Annotated in this window: 12 protein-coding genes and 1 pseudogene; 2 read left to right on the top strand and 11 right to left on the bottom strand. The window is 61.9% G+C overall.

Going from position 1 to position 17,229, the window contains the following annotated elements; translation table 11 throughout:
• Positions 1-195: 195 nt before the first annotated feature.
• Both J2Z75_RS06850 and J2Z75_RS06845 read right to left on the bottom strand, forming a co-directional pair.
• Positions 196-1,599, bottom strand: a complete 1,404-nt coding sequence (locus tag J2Z75_RS06850; RefSeq protein ID WP_209850653.1) for an RtcB family protein — start codon at positions 1,597-1,599, stop codon at positions 196-198.
• Between the two features lie 1,041 nt (positions 1,600-2,640).
• Positions 2,641-4,197: an RNA-binding protein gene (locus J2Z75_RS06845; RefSeq protein ID WP_209850651.1), complete on the bottom strand. Its 1,557-nt coding sequence runs from the start codon at positions 4,195-4,197 to the stop codon at positions 2,641-2,643.
• A gap of 210 nt (positions 4,198-4,407) precedes the next feature.
• Between J2Z75_RS06845 and rtcR the strand changes: the two genes are divergently transcribed.
• Positions 4,408-6,015 (top strand): RNA repair transcriptional activator RtcR, encoded by a 1,608-nt coding sequence (rtcR, locus tag J2Z75_RS06840; RefSeq protein WP_209849639.1) that lies wholly within the window; start codon positions 4,408-4,410, stop codon positions 6,013-6,015.
• A gap of 120 nt (positions 6,016-6,135) precedes the next feature.
• Here the strand turns inward: rtcR and J2Z75_RS06835 are convergent, their stop codons facing one another.
• The 6 genes from J2Z75_RS06835 to J2Z75_RS29505 form a co-directional block, all read right to left on the bottom strand.
• On the bottom strand, positions 6,136-7,284 hold the full coding sequence (locus J2Z75_RS06835; protein WP_209849636.1) for a VWA domain-containing protein: 1,149 nt from the start codon (positions 7,282-7,284) through the stop codon (positions 6,136-6,138).
• Entirely contained in the window at positions 7,281-9,575 is a 2,295-nt protein-coding gene (locus J2Z75_RS06830; protein WP_209849633.1) for a DUF5682 family protein, read from the bottom strand. Before J2Z75_RS06830 ends, J2Z75_RS06835 begins: the two co-directional genes overlap by 4 nt.
• A 3-nt stretch (positions 9,576-9,578) precedes the next feature.
• Complete coding sequence (locus J2Z75_RS06825) at positions 9,579-10,661, bottom strand: ATP-binding protein (RefSeq protein WP_209849631.1); 1,083 nt, start codon at positions 10,659-10,661, stop codon at positions 9,579-9,581.
• Complete coding sequence (locus J2Z75_RS06820; RefSeq protein WP_209849629.1) at positions 10,654-12,066, bottom strand: DUF5691 domain-containing protein; 1,413 nt, start codon at positions 12,064-12,066, stop codon at positions 10,654-10,656. The genes J2Z75_RS06825 and J2Z75_RS06820 overlap by 8 nt, the downstream gene beginning before the upstream one ends.
• Complete coding sequence (locus J2Z75_RS06815) at positions 12,063-13,493, bottom strand: SWIM zinc finger family protein (protein WP_234937200.1); 1,431 nt, start codon at positions 13,491-13,493, stop codon at positions 12,063-12,065. The genes J2Z75_RS06820 and J2Z75_RS06815 overlap by 4 nt, the downstream gene beginning before the upstream one ends.
• 134 nt (positions 13,494-13,627) lie before the next feature.
• A complete protein-coding gene (locus J2Z75_RS29505) occupies positions 13,628-13,753 on the bottom strand; it encodes a hypothetical protein (RefSeq protein ID WP_268842047.1) in 126 nt (41 codons plus the stop codon).
• A 208-nt stretch (positions 13,754-13,961) separates the two neighbouring features.
• Between J2Z75_RS29505 and J2Z75_RS29665 the strand changes: the two are divergent.
• A pseudogene (locus tag J2Z75_RS29665) lies at positions 13,962-14,273 on the top strand (NYN domain-containing protein); the annotation flags it as partial.
• Here the strand turns inward: J2Z75_RS29665 and J2Z75_RS06810 are convergent.
• Genes J2Z75_RS06810 through J2Z75_RS06800 form a run of 3 tightly spaced genes read right to left on the bottom strand, consistent with a single transcriptional unit; the run spans position 14,222 to position 17,228 of the window.
• Positions 14,222-15,481: a Zn-dependent hydrolase gene (locus J2Z75_RS06810; RefSeq protein ID WP_209849626.1), complete on the bottom strand. Its 1,260-nt coding sequence runs from the start codon at positions 15,479-15,481 to the stop codon at positions 14,222-14,224. The pseudogene J2Z75_RS29665 and the gene J2Z75_RS06810 overlap by 52 nt on opposite strands.
• A complete protein-coding gene (locus J2Z75_RS06805) occupies positions 15,478-16,320 on the bottom strand; it encodes a BtpA/SgcQ family protein (RefSeq protein ID WP_209849624.1) in 843 nt (280 codons plus the stop codon). The genes J2Z75_RS06810 and J2Z75_RS06805 overlap by 4 nt, the downstream gene beginning before the upstream one ends.
• On the bottom strand, positions 16,317-17,228 hold the full coding sequence (locus J2Z75_RS06800; RefSeq protein WP_209849622.1) for a ribokinase: 912 nt from the start codon (positions 17,226-17,228) through the stop codon (positions 16,317-16,319). Before J2Z75_RS06800 ends, J2Z75_RS06805 begins: the two co-directional genes overlap by 4 nt.
• Position 17,229: the final 1 nt, after the last annotated feature.

The raw sequence follows: 17,229 nt of genomic DNA, 5'->3' as shown, positions 1-17,229 counted from the left end.
CGACGGAGCTCATCTGTTCATGCTGGCCATGCAGCAATATTCCAGTCCCGCAATCTATCGGCAAATTGAGGCGCTGATCAAACCGGCCCTGGTTTCCGAGAGTGTTGTGTAGAAGCGCACTGCGATACCAACGCATTATCCTTCCACTTGCAACACACCGAGAGAAGGCGGGGATTATCCCGCCTTCTCTTATTACTATCGGCGTTTCTTGCGCCACGGCGCATCCTTCTGCCAGTCACCCGCCATGATGGTCCCGTATGGGATCACCTCGTCGACGATTTCGGCGAGGCCGTAATGCTCGATCTGGGACCGGACATTGGCCGCGTTCTTGTAGGCGCTCGGCAGCTCGGAAATATCGGGGTTGCCGGAGAAGAAGCGGGCGTCGAGGCCCATCGTTTCCCTCTCCATCACAGCCGCGATGTTGTTGGGGCTGAGACCCCGGCTATCGGCGCCGAATTCCTCGCCAAGGTGGCGCATGTGCGCCGTCCGCGAGAAATTACGCCCCGCGCCGTGCGGAGAGAAGCCGAGGCCATGGGCCGCGTTCGAGCCACGCACGATCAGGATCGGTTCCGCCATGTTGAGCGGGATGATCGTCAGATCGGTCGCGTCTTCAGCCCAGTTGTCGAAGGCCGGCGTCGCACCCTTGCCGTGGTAGAACAGGCCGTCGGACTTGCGGAAGACGAAGTTGTGCTCGTTCCAGAAACGGTCGCTCACCTTCGCCCCCAGTTTGTCCGCCGTCATGTCATGGATGGCGTAGTGATTTTCCTTCGTCCACTGGCGGATCGTCTGCAGCGCCGACCAGTACATGTCTCCCTCTTCGCTTTCCGCAGGAATCCAGGCATTCTCCCGGTGCGTTTCGGGAGAAAGCACTTCCCGGAACCTGTTGGCGAGCTTCATGCCCCGGTCATAGAGCCGTGCGCCAGGAGCGCGCGATCCATGATGGGTGACGAGCGCCGTCTCGCCGGTCGACTTCATCTGCCCGACATAGGCGAAATGATTGCCGTCACCCTGCGTGGCGAAGTGATCGATGCCGACGCTGATGATCTCCTTCAAAAGTGGGTTTGCCTGGAATGCCGCCAAGGTCGCCTCGGAAGGCTTGATCTGGGCGCCACGCGGACGGCCTCCCGGACCAAAATGCGTCACCGCATGCACGGCATCGAGCAATGCCTTCGGCTCCACGCCCGGGAAGATCGAGATCGCCATCGAGCAGCAGATATCGGCCGAATGCATGCCGGGATGGATCGCTTCCGACGCCACCACGCCGCCAACCGGGATCGTGCCGACCGGCCCGGACGGGCAGGCGTCAGGCATGATCGCGGCTGCGCGAACGACCGGCGTGCGGGCAAGCTCGCGCATTGTCGCGCTCACCTTCTCGATATTGTCCTGTTCGAAGGCGTCTTCGGCACGGATGTTCATGTGGATCAGGATGTCGTTCGGCGCCTTGAGCGGCAGGGTCGGCCCCGGCTGATAGCCGCGGGCGACCGCAAGCGCATCGGCTGTTGAGCCGCCGTCGTTCAGTACCCGGTTGGCCGCTTCCAGCGCATCGCGAAACCACTTGCCCTGGCTCATGCCGGCATCGATCAAATCCTGTCCGCTCATTACCTCTGTCATTGTCTTTTCTGCGTCTGCAGTCCTTCTGGTTCCGTTTCGTTTCGTCACACCACCCGGGCGACGAGCGTTGGCCGGGGAATAGCTCACCGCTCGCATTCCATCACCGATGGCGCTAAGCGGCCCCTGTAGTCTCCGGCGGCATTCGCCCAGGGTCTTCTTCGTCGTCCCGGCGACGAGTTTTGGCAGGACGGTTGTGCTGAGCTACACTTCACCTCGCGGCAACCGGGATGAATCGAACACCCGACCTTCCCGCCGCAAAGCGACGGGATGCTCTTTCCGTGTAGTCCTGCCGGCATTCTCCGGGCATTCCATTCCTTCAAGTCCCCCGGCAACAAGGGTGGCAGGACAGTATTATCTGAGCTACGCGCTCCTTTCGGGAACGCGGGATGATTTGAACATCCGACACACCACACCGGAAACCCTGTGGGCTGCTCTACCTGTAGTCCTGCCGGCATTTGCCGGGGTAGTTCTTTGCAGCGGCGACGAGGATGGACGAAACCGGATGGCCCCGCTCGTGCCAGAGAGCGCTGCCAAGGGAAGGAGTCGAACCTGCCAGACCATCCAGGTGCGGCTGTAGTTCCGTCCGGCATTCGCCGCTGCAATTCACGTCAGAATGACAATCACCCGGACACTTCCCGCCGGTCCTCCACGGTGGGAGGCGACGACGGAGCAGGCTTCGAACCCACAACTCCATTCGCGGAGCACCAGTATCGCTTCCGGCTTTTCGCCTTTGTAGTCATGGCGACCAATTTCAAGGAAACATCCGCTACCAGAATGGGAACGTGACTTCCCCTGTGGGATTCGAACCCGCCGCGGCCGATGTAGTTTCCTTTGCATTCGCCATGTCATTCGTCCGCGACGACGAGGATTTTTGGAAACATTCCTGCTCTACCGACTGAGCTACGGGTCCATAGTATGGCGGACCCGGCGGGACTCGAACCCGCGACACGGAAGTGTGAACTGTAGTTTCCAAGGCATTCGTCACGGTCCCCGCGCCGTTCACGGCGGCGCGGGGGTATTGCTTTTACGTCAGAGCTCGATCGCCTCGATGGTCTTCACCCAGCCGTCTGCTCCGTTCGCGTTGGCCGCGAAGGATGTGATCACACCATAGACGGCATCCGAGAAGCCGCCGATGTTGAGCACGTCGTCCCGCGTCGGCGCCTGTGTGGTGGCATAGGGCTGGATATCGAGGCAGACCAGCTTTGCAGCCGGGTTGATCCTCTTGATCCGCGCCCATTCCGTCATCACGGCCGTCGGCGTGCCGCTCTTACCCGCATCCATCCAGGACTGGTTGTCCGAGATGAACACGACGAGATCGACCTTCGCACTCTCGTTTGCGAGCCTCCTCAACGGCGCGGAGCAGTTTGTTCCACCGCCGCCAACCGCCGCCAGCTTGGCCGCATTGGTCATCACCGAATCCCGCCGGTTGAGCTTGACGTTCACCACGTCATTCTCGAACGGCAGCACCCGCGCCTTCGGGTTGCGCTGCAGGAACGCCGCGGTCATCAGGCCGGCGACATCGATGCAGCGAACCGAGGATGTTGCCCCCTTGCGGTATCCGGTCACGGGCGAACCCATGGAGCCGGAAACGTCCGGGCACAGCACCACGTTGCCGGCAAGCGACGGCACGTTGGAGATCGCGACATCCATCGCGTCCTGCAGCGCATCGCGCACCACGTCCGGAACCTGGCCATCGACCATCTTCCACGCCATCATCAACTGATAGGGGAAGACCTTGGCCTTGCGGACTTCGTCCGGGTCGGCCAGCCGCGCTGCCAGCATCTCGGCAAACCCTTCAACCTCGAACACGCCGTTGCGTGCGAAGGTGTTGAGGTTCTGCCGCACCATCTGCCAGCCGCCCTTTTCGGCGATCTCGACCCAGTGTTCCCGCGTCAGCGGCAGCGAGGTCAGCATCTGGAACGGCACGGCCGGCACGGGCAGCGTCTGGTCACGCCGGAAGGCTTCCAGCGCCTTGACGAGGTCCGGCAGCGCCGCATAGTCGTGCGGCTTGCCGATCGCCCAGGCATAGAGCGCCTTGCGTTCTTCCGATGCAGGCTTCGGATGCACCATCCGGATCACGTCGGCGAGCGACGGGTCATTGCCGACCATCGCGCGCAGGATCTGTTCGGTGCTTGCCCGTTCCAGCCATGCCTGCACCAGCTTCTTCGGCCGCGTGCCGAGCGACTTGCGTCCTGTCGCACCCGAACGCATCACCTGGACGAAACCGCGCAGCATCTTGCCGCTCTTGACCGCGCGCGGAAACGCACGGGCAAACGCGTCGCTCTGGAGCCCGGAAAGCATGGCCAGCAGTGTTACCGGCATGTGTTTCATATGACCCTTCTCGGCAGCATGAACCGCCACCTTGGCCAGGAACTCCGGCTCGACCTGAAGCGCAAGCGCCTTGACCGCCTCCAGCTGCTCGGCCCCATCCGCATAGAAGGTTCCGTTGAACGTGCCGGTCACGGCATACTGCGCCAGCGCCTCGCGCGGCATCAGCTTGTAGGCCGGCGCGGCTTCGTGGTTTTTCGTGTCCGTGCCCGGAAGCAGTTTTCCGAGGTAGGTTTTGAAGATCGCCTTGTTGACCATGACAGCACCTCTTGGTTGGTTCATGCCAGATACATTTCAAGACGCGTGCCAGTTTTACGAAACGGCTCCTCGGCGCGCATAGTTTTCCTCTATCTATCTGTTATTCATTATGAAAATTATCATCGACCAAAGATACTCCAGAAATTGCCAAAACTTGACGTATCCTTTATCGTATCCAAAATTATCGTCTTTTATAAAATTGGATAATCCATGAAACGACGTGTTGCGATCAGCATCTTGGGAACAACCCTCGACATGGGGAAATGGGACAATCGCTGGAGCCGCTGGCGACCCAATGTCGGGCTGTGCCAGCAAAACGGTTTATTCATTGATCGGCTGGAACTCATCCACGACAATCACGCGACCGCGTTGGCCAACCGGATCACCGCCGACATCGCGACCGTGTCGCCGGCAACGGAGGTGCGCAGCAACGTCATCAATTTCCGGGACCCGTGGGATTTTTCCGAGGTCTATACAAACCTCAGGGATTTTGCCCGCAGCTACCCGTTTGATCCAGACACGGAAGACTATCTCGTCAACATCACCACCGGCACGCACGTAGCGCAGATTTGCTGGTTCTTGTTGACCGAGGCGCGCATCATTCCCGGCCAACTCCTGCAGCTTTCGCCACCCCGCGACCGGGAGGCGGAGCAGGATTTCGCCGGCACGCACCGTATTATCGACCTCGACCTCTCGCGCTATGACGAGATTGCCAAGCGCTTCGCCTCCGAGCGCGAGGACGCTGCCTCTTTCCTGAAGTCGGGAATTTCGACCCGCAACGCCGCCTTCAACCGGATGATCGATGAGATCGAGAAGGTGGTGATCCGCTCGACGGCCCCCGTGCTCCTGACCGGGCCGACGGGGGCAGGCAAATCCCAACTTGCCCGCAAGATCTATGAACTCAAGAAGAGCCAGCGAAAAGTCAGCGGCCCCTTCATCGAGGTCAACTGCGCCACCTTGCGCGGCGACCAGGCCATGTCCACTTTGTTCGGCCATGTGAAGGGCGCGTTCACCGGCGCAGCAGGCGAGCGTTCCGGACTGCTCAAATCCGCGGACAAGGGAGTCCTGTTCCTTGACGAGATCGGCGAACTCGGCCTCGACGAGCAGGCCATGTGCCTGCGCGCGATCGAGGAGAAGCGCTTTCTGCCCGTGGGCGCCGACCGGGAGGTCTCCGCCGATTTCCAGCTGCTGGCCGGCACCAATCGCGACCTCGGCGAAGATGTGCGCATGGGCAAATTTCGCGAAGATCTCTATGCGCGCCTGAATCTGTGGACCTTCCAGCTACCGGGCCTGCGCGAGCGCAAGGAGGATATCGAGCCCAATCTCGACTTCGAGCTCAGGCGCCACCTGGAACGCGAAGGCGAGAATGTCACCTTCAACAAGGAGGCCCGCGAGCGCTACCTTGCCTTTGCGACAGGCCCGCAAGCCGCCTGGAGCGCCAACTTCCGTGACTTGTCCGCTTCGGTAACGCGCATGGCGACGCTTGCGCCGCATGGGCGCATCACCACAGACGTCGTCGATGACGAGGTTCGGCGGTTGAATAACTTCTGGCGCTCATCATCCGACAATCACGCAATCAATACCTTGGTCGAAGAATTACTGGGCGCCGAAGCAGCCGCGCGCCTCGACCTCTTCGACGCAACGCAACTCTCCGCAGTCATCCGCACCTGTAGAGAACACACAACCGCAAGCGCTGCCGGCCGGACCTTGTTCGCCAACTCCCGATTGGAAAAAAAGAGCAGCAACGACGCAGATCGCCTGGTCAAATATCTGGCGCGATTCGATCTGAAGTTCGAGGAAATCAGGAAGCCAAGCTAACGGTCATGCAGGAGAAGGCGGCTGTGTCGTGATGCTGTCGCTCTTCAGACTGGTGCCGGATACGCACGCAAATTCCGAGGCGGCCTGACGTCCAAGAGGTATCGAGACACAAACGGACATCTATGCATGGCGCACAACTTCAATGCCGTTGGCGCCAGCCCATTGTCCGATATCCTGCCGTGTCAACGCGGCCGCCATCAGATCCGGGAACTGGTCCGGCGTGCAGGCAAAGACCGGGCAGTCCATGGCGGCAATCGCGCCGGCATGGCGAACGTCATAGCTCGGCCTGCCATCGTCCGAGAGTGCCAGAAGGACGATGACGTTGACCCCGGACTGTTTAAGGGCCGCGACGCGCGCCAGCATGGATGTCGCATCCCCGCCTTCATATAGATCGGTGACGAGAACAAGATGTGTTTTCGACGGCCGCTCGATCTTCGTCTCGCAATAGGCAAGCGCCGCATTGATATCGGTGCCGCCGCCCAGTTGCACGCCGAAGAGAACCTTGACCGGATCGGCCAGATCCTCGGTCAGGTCGACTATTGCGGTATCGAAGCAGACAAGTTTGGTTGATAGCACGGGCAAGGATGCCATGACGGCTGCGAAGATCGATGCATAGACAACCGAAGATGCCATCGAGCCGGACTGGTCGACGCAAAGCATGACGTGGTCGAGATCAGCGCGCGTGCGTGTCTTTCGAGAAAAACCGATCAACGTCTCCGGCACGATGGTGTTGAACTCCTTCTGGTAGTGGCGAAGATTGGCGCGAATGGTCCGCGGCCAGTCGATATCGGCATGACGGGGCTTACAAGTGCGCTGAGAGCGGTTGAGCGCACCGGTCAGCTTCTCCACCGTTTTGGACTGGAGCCGCTTCATCATGTCCTCGACGACCCTGTTGACCACCATGCGTGCGGTTTCCATGGTCTTTTCGGGTATGGCGCCACGCAGCGAAATCAGGTCGGCGACAAGATGCACGTCGGCCTCCAGCGTCGAGAGAAACTCCGGCTCTAGCATCAGCGCCTTGAGATTGAGCCGCTCGAAGGCATCCTTCTGAATGACCTGGACGACGGGGGCCGGAAAGAACTCGCGGATATCCCCTAGCCAGCGCGAAACCTTCGGCGAGGAGGCACCAAGCCCGCCGCGCCCCTTGCTGCCTTCCGATTCATAGAGAGCCGACAGTGCGCGGCTCAGCCGCTGGTCACGTTCACCGAGACCGTCCATGTCGTCATCGCCAAGTGCCAGCTTCCAACGGCGGATACGTTCCGATGTCATGCGTCCATTCCCAGGATTTGCCGCAGCAAGGGCAGCGCGCGTTCGAAGGCAGGATTGTCCTCCGTCTCATCGATACGGGCGGCCGATGCCTGTCTTCGCCCGCCCGCGATGCGTTCCATGACCCGCTTGCGACCGATCGAATCGAAGCCGGCAAGGGCACGCCGAAACAGCGGCAGGCTTTCGACGAAGACCTCTTCGTCCAATCCGCAAAGCCATTCGTCGATCAGGAAAAGCAGCGTCTCGTCCTGGATGAGGACCTCGGCAGACCCGGCGATGAACGCTTCAACGAAGCCGCCGGCTCGGGCAGGCGTTTCCCCGACGATCTGCCGCGAAAAGGCGGCCGATACCTGCTGCTCGCTCCAAAGGCCGAGATCATGAAGCCGTCGAAGGCTGAGCCCCACGACCGGCGCGACGACATGCGCGTCATCGACCATGAGCGCGAGTTGGCGCCGCCATTCGTCGAGCAGCGCGGCATCCCTTAGAACACCGAGTGCCTCGTCATAGGCCCGCATCGCGATCACGCGCGCCGCGGTCGCATCGTCGTCCAGCTGACGGGAGCCGATCCGGACACCGGCATTGATTTCAGAACTGAGCGCAACGATCAGCGCGCGAAGCTCGGGCTCCGGCAATTTACGGGCGGTGCCGTAGCGGACAATGCGCACAAGCGGCACCACCGCTTTCATCAGATCGGTGATGTCATTGGTCTGCACCGCGGCGGCCTGCAGAAAATCGATGCAGGTGCTTGCGGCCTCGGGAAGATCGGCAACAAGCGCGCCATGCACGAGTTGCGAAAGCTGCGCGATGCCGTTCGCATTGCGGCCGCGCTCGATCGTCGCCACGGCTGCGGCCTGCTCGATCGTCAAACCCCAGACAAGCGCTTCGGCAAGGCCGACGGACATCTCCGGAGACCAGGAGAGATTCCAGATCTCGCGATAGGTCCCGCGCGCCGCCTCCGCATCGATCAGGCGGCCCCAATGGATGTCAATCAGGTTGAGCCGATGGAGAAAGGTCGATTTCAACAGGCCCGCGTCGCTGCGGAGATCGAGCTTGATCTGGCTGTCCGCCTCCTCGGGTTTTATGCGGGCCCTGCGGCACCACAGTTCGAAATCCCGCGCCAGCGGCATTTGCGGAACGGAATCATCAATCTCGCCGATCCGGTTGCCGATATAGAGCTTGCGTTCGACCAGCGCGAGCTGGGCAGCGTCGCCGTGGCAGAGGGCGGAAAGCGTGGCATCGCGCATTTCCGCAAGGCCGGGGACGCTGAGGTCTCTCATGCTCGCAAGCCCGAGCGCAAGGCGCGCGGCTTCGATCGCGGAAGCCGTGGAGGCCGAAAATCCTTCCTGCCGCAACAGGGCGGCGGTGCGCGCCTGCCACAGGGCGGCGAAGGCTTCCGGTCCTTGCTGGCCAGCGCCGGAATAAAGGCTCCAGAGATGCCGATACCAGCCCGGAGAAATGACACCCGCACCATAACCGGACGCATAGCTTAGCCGTCCGTCGCTCCACGGCGCCCAGGTCGCCTCCACCTTGATCTTCGGCAGGTCCTTGACGATGCTGCGGTCCTCGGCAACCGTCGTCTCGGCGCGCAGTCCGCCGACATGCCAGGCGCCAACCACCACCGCGACTTCGCCATCATGCTGTTTTAGCGCATCTCTGATATGTCCGCGCATGAAAGCCTCGCGTCGTTCTTCGCGCAGTTGTTCGCTTTCGCTCATACCTCCGGCGTCGGCCTGATGTTGGCGGGCTTCCGTCATGGCAGCTTCGATGGCGGCAAAGATCTCGAGCGGTGACTGGCCGCCGCCGCCCTGCTCGATCAGCCCGTTCCAGAAGGTCTCGCCATCGCCATATCCTGCAGCTTCCGCAAGCAGGTCGAGCGGATCGAGACGAGACGGGGCGGGGATAGTAGTTTGCGTGCCTTCCTCGTCTTCAGCATTCTTGGGCTGCATATCATCTTCGCGTGCAGCCTTTCCAAGGGCGAGCGACACGGCGGCGGGCCAGTCAATGAAGCGCACTGGACGGCCATGCGCGAGCGCCCATTGCATGGCAACCCATTCCGGAGAAAATTCCGCGAATGGCGCGAAAACAGCGTTCGCCGCCTCGTCGGCGGCATAGAACAACATGGCAAGCGGTGGCTTCATCCCGGGCAGTGCGGCATGCCGGATCAGAGCATCACCTTCCGGCGATCCCTCGATCAGCACACAAGCCGGATCGAGCACGTCGAGCGCACCTTTGAGCAGCGCCGCCGAGCCCGGCCCATGGTGCCGGATGCCAAAGAGATGCGGCTTCCGTTTCATGGTTCAGATCACCTCGCGGATGGCCTCGTAGAGATCGCCCCACCCATCGCGCGTCCGGACGACCGTTTCGAGATATTCGGACAAGGCAACGCTATCCTGCACAGGATCCTTGACGACGGCACCGACGATATTCGCCGCCATCGCATTCGCATCGATCCGACCGTCCCCAAAATGCGCGGCTTCCGCCCAGGCCGAAACACCGACCGAAATTGCTTCTGCGGTCGAGAGAGTTCCCGTCGAGGTCTTCAGTTTGGTCTTGCCGTTCAGTGTCTTTCCGTCGCGAATTTCCCGGAACAGCATGACGACGCGGGCAAGCTCCTTTTCGGCGGGCTGGATCGGCGGCAGGCTGAGATTGCCACCGATCTCGCCGACCCGTTTCACGACGATCCGGGTTTCCTCCTCAAGCGTTGCAGGAGACGGCAAAACCACGACATTAAACCGCCGCTTGAGCGCTGACGAAAGCTCGTTCACACCCTTATCGCGGTTGTTGGCGGTTGCGATAATATTGAAACCGCGCGTGGCGTCGATTGCGATATCGAGTTCCGGCACCGGCAGCGTCTTTTCCGAAAGCACAGTGATCAGCGTGTCCTGCACGTCGGATCCCATACGGGTCAGCTCCTCGAGTCTAAGCAGCGTGCCCTCCTCCATGGCGCGCACCAGCGGCGTCTTGACGAGTGCTTCCCGAGACGGCCCCTTGGCAAGCAGCAAGGCATAGTTCCAGCCGTAGCGGATCTGGTTCTCGTCGGTGCCGGCCGTGCACTGAATCAAGCGCTGGGAAGAGCCGGAAATTGCCGCGGCGAGATGTTCGGAAACCCAGGACTTCGCGGTGCCCGGCAGGCCAAGCAGCATGAGCGCGCGGTCGGTCGCAAGCGTCGCAACCGCCGTTTCGATCAGCCTCCGGTTGCCAACATATTTCGCCGAGATCGGCGTGCCGTCGGATGCGTTGCCACCGAGAAGGTAGGTGACGACCGCCTGCGGCGAGAGTTTCCAATTTGCCGGCCTCTCACGGTCGTCACCCTTGGCCATTGCCGCCAGCTCGCCGGCATAGATCTCTTCGGCAGGGCGGCGAAGTTGTGCTTCAGGCATGAACTGGCTCCAGACTATTCATAAGATCGAGAAAAAGGGTTGCGTTGCCGCTCTTGGCAGGCTCCAGAGCGGCAAGCTCGGATCGCAGCGTCGCACGCAAGGATGCCGGACACAGGATGGCCATGCTGTCCGCGACATCCGCGTCGATGCGCGCCGGGTCCTTGAGGCGCCACTGCCAAGGTGTGGATTTCAGAATGCCGTTGAAGAGACCGACCGTCGCCTCGCCGCCCAGCCACTGCGCCGTGCGATGGATCATCCATGCCGACGTATCGCCAGTCCAGCGGTTCGGACGGAAAACATATTCGACCCAGAGCTGGCGCATATCGGAGCTGTAATCCGCGAGAATCTCGGAATCGAGCTGGGAAAGGGCTTCCCAGCTATCGAGGAGATGGCGATCGGTGATCGTCTTCACGACATCCAGCCGCTTGTCCTGCGTGGCCATGAAGAGCAGGGCAACCAGAAGAGCGCTCTGTCCCTCGGCAGCGGTCACCATGGCCTCGACCGACATCGACAAAGCATCGGCGAGGTCTTGCAAGCCCACCGAGCTGAAAGTTTCGCTGAGCCAGACAATCGTCCCCTGGTCCTTCACCGTTACCGGCAGTTCGAGGGTAAGTACCGTCTTCTTGAAGACGAGCCCGGCTTTGCCGACCTTGATGCGCTCAAGAGCACTGCGTAGCGCCGGGTTGTCGCCCTTGAATCCCGGCAGCCGCAAGAGCAGCTTCTGGGCCAGTTCGCGAACGCGCGGAGCACGATCCCTTTCGAGACCCACCACAAACGGCGCATCCGCTTCGGACAAATGTTCCCGCAAGGCGCCGAGCAATCGCACACGGTTGTCTGCATTCTCCGACGACCAGACCGCCTCGACCAGAGCACGCGCTGCAGCAGGATCGGATGACCTGCGGCCACCGATATAACTGGCCTTTACGGCGGGCGTTGCAAGCATCCAGTTCTCGTCGTTCAGGCGATCGGGTGCAAAATAGCTCTGCTTCTGCGCAACCGGCGTCTCGCGCTCGGAAAAGGCGAGCGCTTCCTCCCCCAGGCTTTCCGCATTCGCCTTCACGAAAGATTCGAGCTTCGGCAGGTCGAAAGGATGCAACCGGAGCTTCCTTTCGCCAAGCTTTCGAACGATTGCGCGGGATAGCTGAGCCGACGCCTGGTTCTTGCCCGAAAGCAGCCGGAGCAGGAGTTTCCGCGCTTTATCCGTCATGATCTCGGCAGTTTCGAGGATGGGATCATCGATCTGAAACTGCGAGGGCTGCGCGGGACGGTCGAAGCGCAGCGACTGGCCTGCAAGGGCCAGCGCCTGCAGGGGATCGGTCGCGCCGATCGCGTCGAGCGGCAGACCATCCCGGCTGCCGGTGAGAAGCTTTGGCAGGATCGCGTTCTTCACGCTGCGAGCAGTCATGCAGTCCACCGCCCAAGCGCCGTTTCCGACCAGCAGAGCGTCAGTTCGCTGCCATCCCAGAGACTGGCACCGTCGATCGCCTCGAACTGCAGAAGCGGCCAGCTCGCCGCGGATTGCGATTTCGCCACCGGAAGGCTGATGCCGCTATCATTGAGGTAGACAGTCTCACCCGAGCGCCTGAGCCGCGCACCGCGAAACATCAGGGGAAACTCCCCGAGCCAGGGTTTTTCGATCAATGCCTCCTCGTAAAGCCCATACGCCGTAGCGAGATCGTGGCTCGGGAGCGCAAGCGGCGCATCGGATGCGTCGGTTCCGGTTATCTGTCTGACGATCAGCGCGCGAAGTGGCACGCTCGACGGATAGAAAACCAGTTCAGCATCGAAGGTATCGCCGACGCTGTAACCGCTTGAGGATGCACCGGTCGAAACCGGGACATAGTCGATGAGTACCGCGTGCCGGTCGCTGCCGTGGAGCCATGTCTCGATCCGCCGCAGCTTGTCCGGCTGGACTTCGCTGCGCGCCGCCCAGACCCGCCAGCTGCCAGAAACGCGTGGCGCCTGTTCATCGGCGAGCAATGCTTCTCGCGTGACATTCCAGCCGATCGTCTGCCGAATGTCGTTGCGCAAGGGCTCGGGCAGGTTCTCCTGCCGGCGATAGGCGTCGGCCAGGAGGTGAAGCGCACCCAGTTCCTGGATGGCAACCATAGGCCGTATGGATTCGGCGAAGGTAAAGAGCCGCGCCGGCAAGGTATCAACCCTCAGCGCCAGGCCCGACGCCTTGGCATCGAACAGGCGTTGCGCCATCACCCGGCATGCCGCGGATGCCTTGGCCGGGAAGGCCGCAATCCCCGCCTCCATCTGGTCCACAAGCCAAGTATCCAGGTCATCGAGGCCGTTGGCAATGGATGCCTCGCGTTCCAGTCGGTTGCGTTCACGGACGGCGATGGCGCGGGCTTCCGTCTTCGCATCGACGGCCTCCTCGGATTCCTCGACCGCTGCAATAGCCGCCCTGGGCTTGTCGGCACTGGTCGGGGAGGTGCTCGTGGAAGGTCCGCGGCGGCGCGACAACCATTCTGTCACCCAGCCCGGTGCCACGGCGGTCGTAAATTCGACCTTGCCCTCAGCGCGCATCCACATGAGCGCCAGCGCGTGCTTGCAGGGGAACTTGCGGCTGGGGCAGCTGCATTTGTAGCCCGCGTCGAGTTCCGTGACAGAGATCCTGTAGGGAGTGGCGCCGGACCCCTGGCATTCGCCCCAGATGAGGCCTGACCCGTCCTGCGCGACAGTCGGCCAGCCCGAGGGTTTCAGAAGCTTGCGCGCCGCCGCGAGAGAGCCTTGATCTGGAGCGAGATCTTCGACCTTGGTCAGGGTTAAACTCAGTGGAACCTCCGACTCAAGCCATATTCCATAACTGCCGTTTTCTGGCATGGCCCAGCGCGGAGTGCAACGCCCGCATGTAGGAATGTCGGAACACGGAGTTGCGCTCGAAACTCAACGGCCACTGCAATCGCCTTGCGGAAACATGACTTTGAAAACAAGCCGATATCGAACACACGCATCGCTCACCGATGGCTGCGCATGCGGAAAGCAGCCGAGCTCGCGCCGGCCGCAGCGACAACGGAGGATTCCTTGAAGGCATCATGCAGGCGGCCATTTCTTTCGGCTCGAACCATGCAGGCCTTCGTCATGTTCTCTCCCTGCTTTGATCGCGGACATCTGTGCTTGGGGTGTCTCAAGCAGGATCAAGTCTACCGATATCCGCTGTTCATTATAGCGTTCGGCAAGGTCAGCATCATCCTGAACTATCTTTCACGAGTCCCGGCCTTCGCAAGCGAGTCGTCGCGGCGGAAAATTATCGACAAGCCGCGGCTGTAGACCCCCGCGAGGATTCCGACGATGCCATCTGACATCCGGCCTCCCCGCCTAGCCAGGCTTATCGATGCCGACAATGCTTCTGCTAAAATCGCAGATGGACTATTCGAAGAGATCGCCAAGATCGGAGAGTCTAACGTCCGACGGATTTATGGCGACTTTGCAAGCGCTCGTTCAAAGGCTTGGACCGACGTCCTCGCCAGACATGCGATTATCCCCCGGCAGCAATTTGCCTATACGACCGGCAAGAACGCTTCCGACATCGCCCTCGTCATACAGGGCTATCAGAGACGCGCGGTCAGATTGGCCAAATTCACCCTTGTGGATTCCAGCAGCACCCGCGCTCCCGCGACCGCGTGTTCGGGTTCGACGTGCTCGGCTTCATTGTGGCTCAATCCGTCCCTGCACGACACGAAGATCATCGCGGCCGGCGCCACGCGGGACACGTATAGCGCGTCGTGAAACGCACCGGACACCATCTGCTTGAAGGGCAGCCGCAGTTGCTGCGCGGCCGTTGCCACGCCATCGATGCAGATAGAGGAGAAGGTGGCGGGGCTCATATCGAAGGTCTTGCGGATATCGAGCGTGCAGCCTGTGGATGGAGCGGCGTCGGTAAAAAGCGTCCGAACCCGTGCCTCGATCTCATCAAGCCGGGCGGAATCCGGGTGGCGGATATCGATGCTGAGAAAGACCGAGCCCGGAATGGAATTGACGGAACCGGGATGCACCATGAGGCGGCCGACGGTAAACCGCGCGTTCGGATCGTCGGGCATGATGGTGTCATACAGCGCGTTGAGCGCCCGGCTGACGGCGACCATGGGGTCGCGGCGAAAGGCAAATTCCGTGGTGCCCGCATGCGCCGCCTGTCCGGTCACGGTGATTTCCAGCCAGCGGGTCCCCTGAATGCCGGTGACGACACCGATCGCGAGATTCTCCTTCTCCAGCGACGGGCCCTGCTCGATATGCAGTTCGAGATAACCGAGAACCGGAAACCCGAGCGGCCGGCTGCGGGCCGCCGGCAGGGCTTCCAGCGTGGCATTCAGCGCATCACTCAGCAAGACTCCGTCGGTGCCCTTGATCTCTTGCCAGCCATCCGGCATGCGACCGAGCGAGAAGGCCATGGAACCCATCGCACCTGGAGCAAAACGGCAGCCTTCCTCGTTCGTCCAGGCAACGACCTCGATCGGCGCATCCGTCTCGGCGCCGGCATCCTCCAGAGCCTCCAGAACCTCAAAAGCCGCCAGCGTGCCAAGAGCGCCGTCGAAGCGGCCGCCGGTCGGCTGGCTGTCGAGATGACTGCCGATCAGAAAAGGCGGCGCGTGGCCATCCCGCCCTTCCCGCCGGATGAAGAGATTGGCCAACGGATCCTGAAACACGCCGAAGCCGCGCTCCATGGCGAGCCGGGCAAGAAGCGCCCGGGCGTCGCGGTCGCAGGGTGTCAATGCCTGCCGATTGACACCGCCGGCCGCCGTCGCGCCGATCGACGCAAAATCATCGAGCCGCTTCAAAAGCCGTTCGCCGTTGATGCGCGCGCGTCCGCTCATGCCTTCAGCCCGGCGATGAAGGCCGTCACACGAGCCTTCTCGACGCGGTTCCACCAGACGCCGTCATATTTCAGGGAACTCGCGACGATGACGCCGTCGACGATATCGAGGATGGCGCGCGCGTTGTCCGGCGTCACGCCGCTGCCGACCAGCGTCGGCAGGCCCGCCGCCTCCTTGATCATGCGGATGTAACCAAGATCCGCGGCATGGCCGGTGCGCTGGCCGGTGGCAATCACGGCATCGGCGTCGAAGAAGACGAGATCCTTGACCTGTTCCTCCACCGGCCTGTCGGCGACGATCGCATGCGCACCGTGCTTGACGTGGGCGTCGGCGAAAATCTTGATGCCGTGCTGTCTCAGCTTTGCCCGGTAGCGCATGGCCCGTGCCGCCTCGCCTTCGATAAAGCCTTCGTTGGCGACGTAGGCATTGGCCCATTGGTTGACACGCACGAAGCCCGCGCCGGCAGCACTTGCGATGGCGAGCGCCGGAATGGCGGCATTGGCGAGAACGTTGATGCCGATCGGCCGGCCGAGCTCCCGCCGAATGCGGTCCGAGATGACCGACATGTAGGCGGACGTCTCCGGTCCGATGTCATCGGGTTTCGAAAAGGGGATGTCCCCATGGTTCTCGATGATCACACTGTCGCATCCACCCTCGAGATAGGCGCGCGCATCGTCCAGGCCCTGGCTGTAGATATCCTCTATCGCCTCTCCCTGATAGCGCGGCGCACCGGGCAGGGGCGGCAGGTGAACCACGCCGATCACAACCTTGCTGCGGCCAAAGAGGGAGAACATCGCATCGCCCGCGCTGGATCCGATTGGTTTTGCTGTCTGCGTCATGGCTGTTCCGTTTCCGATTTCTTCATGAGAATTGATAGTTCCGCCGCCGTCGGGCAGGAGGCAAGCGTTCCCGGCCGGGTGACTGCGATCGCTGCGGCTTCAACGGCTATCCGCAGGGCCGCCCCGGGCGCCATCGCCTGTGCCAGACAGCCGGCAAAGACGCCGCACAGCACGTCGCCCGCGCCGCTGGTATCGACGGGGAATACACCGGGCGCCGCGATAAAGACGGCCGGTATGCCTTTTTCGAGCAGAACGCAGCCCCGTGCGCCAAGCGTGACGATAGCGGCCCCCGCACCGTGGGCGATCAATGCGCCGGCGGCCTCCTGCGGCACGGCACAGCCTGTCATCGCCAGCGCCTCGCCCTCGTTGACGACAACGAAATCGACGCAATTCAGATCGAAAGCAACGTCCCTTGCCAACGGGCTTGCATTGAGCACGGTGCTGGCCCCCCTTGCCTTTGCCGCCTGCAGGCAGGCGCTTGTGACCTCGACTGTCAGGTTGCCCTGCATGACGACGATATCGCCGGGCGCGATGGCCTGAAGCAGGTCCGTGTACCGGAGCGGATCGAAGCCCCGCGCGCAGGAAACGCCGCTGATGATCAGGTTCTCGCCGCATGCGTCCACCGCGATGGCGGAACGATCCGTGGGAAAGGCGAGCGCAACAAGGCCGGAGAGATCCAGATCGGCGGAGAGGGTCTGGCGAATGCGAGCACCATCTGCATCCTCACCGACAGCAGCCCAGAGGGTAACGGCGGAGCCGGTGCGTGCGGCGGCGACGGCCTGGTTTGCACCCTTGCCGCCGATGCCGTCCGCATGACCGCTCGCATTCACCGTCTCGCCCGCCTCGGGAAGACGGTCGAGACGGAATGTCGTATCGATGCAGACGTTGCCGACGGCGTGAACGCGCATG

The sequence above is a fragment of the Rhizobium herbae genome (assembly GCF_017873135.1).
Taxonomy (GTDB): domain Bacteria; phylum Pseudomonadota; class Alphaproteobacteria; order Rhizobiales; family Rhizobiaceae; genus Pararhizobium; species Pararhizobium herbae.
This window is presented reverse-complemented; position numbering and strand designations above follow the sequence as displayed.